General features: G+C 48.5%; 1 protein-coding gene and 1 pseudogene. One reads left to right on the top strand and one right to left on the bottom strand.

The features are described from left to right. Positions 1 to 337 precede the first annotated feature (337 nt). Complete coding sequence (gene dnaE / locus AKL11_RS17220) at positions 338 to 3,847, top strand: DNA polymerase III subunit alpha (protein WP_067519825.1); 3,510 nt, start codon at positions 338 to 340, stop codon at positions 3,845 to 3,847. 219 nt (positions 3,848 to 4,066) lie between these two features. Here the strand turns inward: dnaE and AKL11_RS17215 are convergent. After that, positions 4,067 to 5,727, bottom strand: a pseudogene (locus tag AKL11_RS17215) (IS1634 family transposase). Positions 5,728 to 6,176 lie beyond the last annotated feature (449 nt).

Below are 6,176 nucleotides of genomic sequence, written 5' to 3'. Positions count from 1 at the left end.
TTGCCTGACTGGACGCAATATTTGAAGAAAGGAACTCCGCCGCATGCATTGGAGTCAAAGGCTGAATCAATGAGTGATAACGAGGCTGCCCAGCAACTGCAGTCTGCCAGAGAATCACTGTTTCAAGGCATCTTTAAGCGAAAGGCCTGAAATCATGGGTTTATACTCTTTTCAGGCTCATTTTGGGATTGGAAAATACTGTAGATCAAGTTCCGCTGTTGGCAAGCTGCTGCTCTGCTTTCCAGCGAGTTAGCGGAATATCGAAGCGACAACCATTTGTGACACCAGACCCCCGTTGGTATCATATCGAGATTGCCATTCAGGATTTCCCCCATTCATGACTGCACCTTTTATCCACCTTCGGGTTCACACGGAGTATTCTCTCAGTGACGGTTTGATCCGTATTAAATCACTGATAAGCGATACGGCGGCGGCCGGGTTGCCGGCGGTGGCAGTGACCGATCAATCCAACCTCTGCTCACTGGTGAAGTTTTACTCCGGTGCCATGTATGCCGGTATCAAGCCCATTTGTGGGGCTGACCTGTGGATTGAGAATCCGGCGGATGTTTATGCCCCAAGCCGTCTGGTGTTGCTGTGCATGAATGAGCAGGGCTATCACAATCTGACGGAATTAATCTCCCGAGCTTTTATGGAGAATCAGCGTGGTGAAAAGGCGCTGGTAAAACGGGAATGGGTGATGGCTCAGTCTGAAGGGTTGATTGCCCTTTCTGGCGCCCGTGAAGGTGAGGTTGGACGAGCCATTCTCTCCGGAAAACAGGGGCAATCCGCAGAGCTGTTAAAAGAATGGATGGCTGCTTTTCCTGAGCGTTTTTATCTGGAGCTTCATCGCACAAATCGAGCAGGGGATGAAGAGTGTGTGCACGGTTCTGTGGCTCTGGCGGCAGAGTTTGATTGTCCGGTGGTAGCCACTAACGATGTAATGTTTCCCCGCCGGGAGGATTTTGAAGCCCATGAATCCCGAGTCTGTATTGGTGAAAGCGTGGTGCTGGACGACCCGCGTCGTGAGCACCGGTACAGCGAAGAGCAGTATCTGAAATCTGTCGATGAGATGGCGGAACTGTTTTCCGATATCCCTGAAGCTTTGGCCAATACGGTTGAAATTGCCCGGCGTTGCTCCATTGACGTCACCTTGGGAGAATACTTCCTGCCAGAATTTCCCGTGCCGGAAGGGAAGACCATGGATGAGTTTTTCCGTGAATTTTCCCATGATGGCCTGACGGAACGTCTGGAATTTCTGTTTGATACCAGTGCTCCGGATTTTCCAGACATCGAGAAAACCTACCGTGACCGACTGGATTTCGAACTCAACACCATTCTCCAGATGGGATTCCCCGGTTACTTCCTGATCGTTATGGACTTTATCCAGTGGTCTAAAAATAACGGGATTCCCGTGGGGCCCGGCCGTGGTTCCGGTGCGGGTTCCCTGGTGGCTTATGCCCAGAAAATTACCGATCTTGACCCTATCAAATACGACCTGCTCTTCGAACGATTTCTGAATCCGGAGCGGGTATCCATGCCTGACTTTGACGTGGACTTCTGTATGGAAGGCCGTGATAAGGTCATTGATTATGTGGCCAGAACCTATGGCCGTAATGCGGTTTCCCAGATCATCACCTTCGGTACCATGGCAGCCAAAGCGGTGGTACGGGATGTTGCCCGGGTTCAGGGAAAATCCTATGGCCTGGCGGATCGTCTGTCCAAAATGATTCCCTTTGAAATTGGTATGACCCTTGGCAAAGCGTACGAGCAGGAAGAAGCCATTCGGGAATTTCTGGGCAGTGATGAAGAGGCCGCTGAAATCTGGGAAATGGCGCTCAAGCTCGAAGGTGTGACCCGAAACGTTGGTAAACACGCCGGTGGTGTGGTGATTGCGCCCACCAAATTAACCGATTTTGCCCCTTTATATTGCGATGAGCATGGCAAAGGCGTTGTTACCCAGTACGATAAAAACGATGTGGAATATGCTGGTCTGGTGAAGTTTGACTTCCTGGGCTTGCGTACGTTGACCATCATCGATTGGGCGTTGAAGCTGATCAACCCAAGGCGCAAAAAGCAGGGCGAAGAACCTCTTAACATTGAAGCCATCGATCTGGAAGATAAGTTTTCCTACGATATGCTAAAACGGGCCGAGACGACGGCGGTATTCCAGTTGGAATCCCGGGGCATGAAGGATCTGATTAAGCGACTTCAGCCTGATTGTTTTGAAGATATCATCGCACTGGTGGCGTTGTTCCGTCCTGGCCCTTTGCAATCCGGCATGGTGGACAACTTCATCAACCGTAAGCACGGCCGGGAAGAGTTGTCTTTCCCGGATGCCCAATATCAGCATGAATCCCTGCGACCGATTCTACAGCCCACCTACGGCATTATCCTGTATCAGGAACAGGTTATGCAGATTGCCCAGGAGTTGGCGGGTTATACCTTGGGTGGTGCGGACATGCTCCGGCGTGCCATGGGTAAGAAAAAACCCGAAGAAATGGCCAAGCAGCGGGAAGTGTTTAAAGACGGCGCCACGGGGCAGGGGGTTGATGGCGAACTCTCCATGAAAATCTTTGACCTGGTGGAAAAATTCGCCGGTTACGGGTTTAACAAGTCGCACTCTGCCGCCTATGCGCTGGTTTCTTATCAAACTTTATGGCTGAAAGCTCATTACCCATCGGAGTTTATGGCGGCGGTCATGAGTTCCGATATGCAGAACACCGATAAGGTGGTGACGTTTATCGAAGAGTGTCGGGATATGGGGCTGAATGTATTGCCGCCCAGTGTGAACAGTGGCGCCTATATGTTCGGTGTGAACGACGAAGGTCATATTATTTATGGTCTTGGTGCGATCAAAGGCGTGGGCGAAGGCCCCATTGAATCCATTGTTCGTGCGCGCAATGAAGGTGGTGAGTTTAAAGATCTGTTTGATTTCTGCTCCCGTGTGGATCCAAAGAGTTTAAACAAACGTGTGCTGGAAGCATTGATTCGTTCTGGTGCGCTGGACTTATTAGGGCCCGCTGCCAACAAACCAGAAAAGCTCAATTTTAGCCGTGCGGTGCTGGATGCCAGTCAGGCAGAAGCCATCAAGGCGGCGGATCAGGCAGCAAAAAATCTCAGCTCCGGGTTGATGGATATGTTTGGCGCCCTGGTGCCTGCCGGTGAAGATAATGTATACGACAAATATCTGAACACCGGCGAGTGGACAGATAAGGTTCGTCTTGGTGGCGAGAAAGATACGCTCGGCCTGTATCTGACCGGTCACCCTATTGATGAGTATGAGTCGGAAATACGACACTTCATTCGTAATCGCATCAAGGATCTTCAGCCAGCCAGAGGCGATAGCCAGAACATTGCCGGGCTGGTGGTTGATTTTCGGGCAATGAGAAATAAGAAGGGCGACAAGATGGGCTTTGTCACCCTGGATGATCGAACCGGGCGTATTGAAGTGTCGGTGTTTTCAGATGTGTTTAACGAGTATCAACACCTGCTGCACAAAGACGCAGTATTAGTGGTGGAAGGTGAAGTAACCTTTGATGATTATTCCGGCAGCCTGAAAGTTCGTGGTAAGAAAGTAATGAAACTGGTGGATGCCCGTAGTCACTATGCCAAACGACTAGTGCTTGAAGTGAATCACGATCAGGTTGATGGGCATTTTAGCCGAAAATTATCGGCCATGGTCAGTGAGCAGCGGGGCAACCTGCCTGTTCGTATTGATTATCACCGGGAAGATGCCAGTGCCAGCTTACAGCTGGGAGACCAGTGGCGGGTCAGCCCAAGTGATGAGTTGGTGCTGGAATTACGGCAGTGGTTGGGTAAACAGGCCGCTAAGGTTGAATACTCCTAGCCCCTTAGCATGTTGACCAGAGGGTAAGATTCCCTCTGGTCACAAAAGCTCATGGTTTTTTTGCGACAAAAATGGAATACGGTGAGTGTGTCGTTTCATCCAGATAATCACTGTCCATGGGCGCTAAGGGGTGATGTTGCTGAACTAACTGCAAGCCGCTTTGTTGGATAAAGTCCTGATAATCCGAAGTGCTCCAGTAACCGTCATTCAGCACCTGTATCAGGAATAAATTTCTTGGTACGGTCGCCCAAGGATTGAAATGATCGTTAACTGCCTCTCCTGCAAACCAACAACATGCTTTTCATGACCATCGACCAGCAGAACATTAATACCCTGAAAGCAGAAAAACACCCAGCGTGCTGTCGGGGTCTGACTGGGTTTCCGCTTCATGTCCGGGAAAAAAACGACTCTGTTTTTTTAATTCAAGCCTGATTCGATGCTGAATGGCTGCGTAAACCATTAAGCACAGCGTCATCAGCATAAGCAGCGCTTCTATGCGTTCCGGTTTTTTCAAAAACAGTGCCGAGACCATAAACTCCGGACTCTTCAGAAAGCGAAAGCCTCGCTCAACCGACTGCTGTGATTTATAAGTGCTCAGTACCTCTGCAGAGCTTAGCGCATTCTTGTCCAGGTCATTGGTCGCTAATACAAAACATCCCAAGGTGGTTACCGCAAATTTACGACAGTCAACAGCTAACCACGGATGACCACTGACATAATATTCCATGCTGTCTGGTTGACTATCTTTCCCGGGACGCCCTGCTTTTGTATAGCATGGTTTCTCAGTAATCACAGGTTCTGCCTGACAATAGATGTTTTTGGCTTGCCATTCCTTGAACGCACGCAGGGCATCTGTCTTGCATTTGAATGGTTTTTTAGCCAATTTATTCGTCAGTGCTTCTTCTTCTTTTTCTGACTTCTTTAGCATCTTTTTCAGCAGTGTCTTCTGTTCACTTTTCCGAGCCTGCTCACTGCGGATCAGAACCCATCGCGGTGATACGTCAGCATAGTCTGAAAGCACTTCATAGCTCTCATAGCCTTCAGCGCCTTTCACCGGCGTCATTGGACAGGATGCGACGCTTTCTATGAGCTCGTTTGCCGATCTTATTTTAGCCGGAACACGGGTGACAAACAGTTGCTTCTGCTGATGAAGTATTTGCACGTTATTTGTTGTATAAAGAGCCGCATCACCGATTAGATAACGATTATTCAGTGCCTCCTTATAACATTTTAAGTGCGTATTGATGACCTTATTAAAGTTTTTATTGTCGTTTACATTGCCGCTGGAGGCTGCCATAAAAACAGGGATTCCGGCCTGATTCTCCGTCATCATAAGCAGTATTGCCTGATTGAGTTCAGGTCGGTGGTCTCTGCTGTATCCACGACAGAGCTTAATGCAACTCATGTCGTCTTCATCAACTTCGGACTCGCTCTTCTTGTTTCGGTTTTTTTTAAGAGCAGCGACCATCCACATGAAAGCTGGTTGAGTCGAGGTTCAGCGCCTTACACGGCAGTTTTAATACATTAATCGCCTTGACAGCCAGAGATAAATAGACCTCACTTACACCGAGTTCATAAAGCTGATCCAGTGCTCTGCCAAGCACGCTTTCGTTGATATGTTCAGGCTCGATACCCGACCGGATGAGTTTATCCAATGGTTTATCTGCGTAAAATTCGGGAAACATATGCAATGTGCGTGCAGTGAAGCCCAAACCGTTAAGCAGCATCGAGACAACGGTTTCACCGAAGCTGATTTTTCGGGTTTCAGATTGGTTCGAAACCAATGAATCCCAGAGATTAGCGATGCCAAGCTCTTTACACATACCGGCCACTAATCCCATGTGGTCAATGCGTTGAATATGAAATTGATGAGGGCGCACAGGACATGCTCAAACTGAAAATTTTCTACAGTTTAGATGGTTTGAGGAAATTCTCAGATTAAGTGCTGAATGACGGCAGTAATAGTCTAGAAACTCGATACCGCTTATTTGGCAAAGAGAGCGAGCTTTGGAGCCACTGAAGCGGTGCCCGTTTTCTGGGTAATCCACCTTTCTGTTCGCCCAGTGCCTTTTGGGATTATGACGTTCTTCCGAACTGCCAATGATCACCAGCATGCCACCGGGTTTTAGTGTGCGCTGTATATCTGAAACTATCCTGATGATTTCCTCTCTGTCGTCTATTTCAAGAATGACAAAGCTCAACAATGCCAGATCATAAACCAAAACTCATTTGAAACATACGGTTCTAAATGAGCAGATAAATTGATCCAAAGCATGAAACGAAAAACGATTCAAGACGTATAATTACAGATCATTTTTTGCCATAACTA

The sequence above is a fragment of the Endozoicomonas ascidiicola genome, assembly GCF_001646945.1.
Lineage (GTDB): Bacteria > Pseudomonadota > Gammaproteobacteria > Pseudomonadales > Endozoicomonadaceae > Endozoicomonas > Endozoicomonas ascidiicola.
The sequence above is the reverse complement of the archived record's forward strand: the minus strand, read 5'-3'. Positions and strand labels throughout refer to the sequence as shown.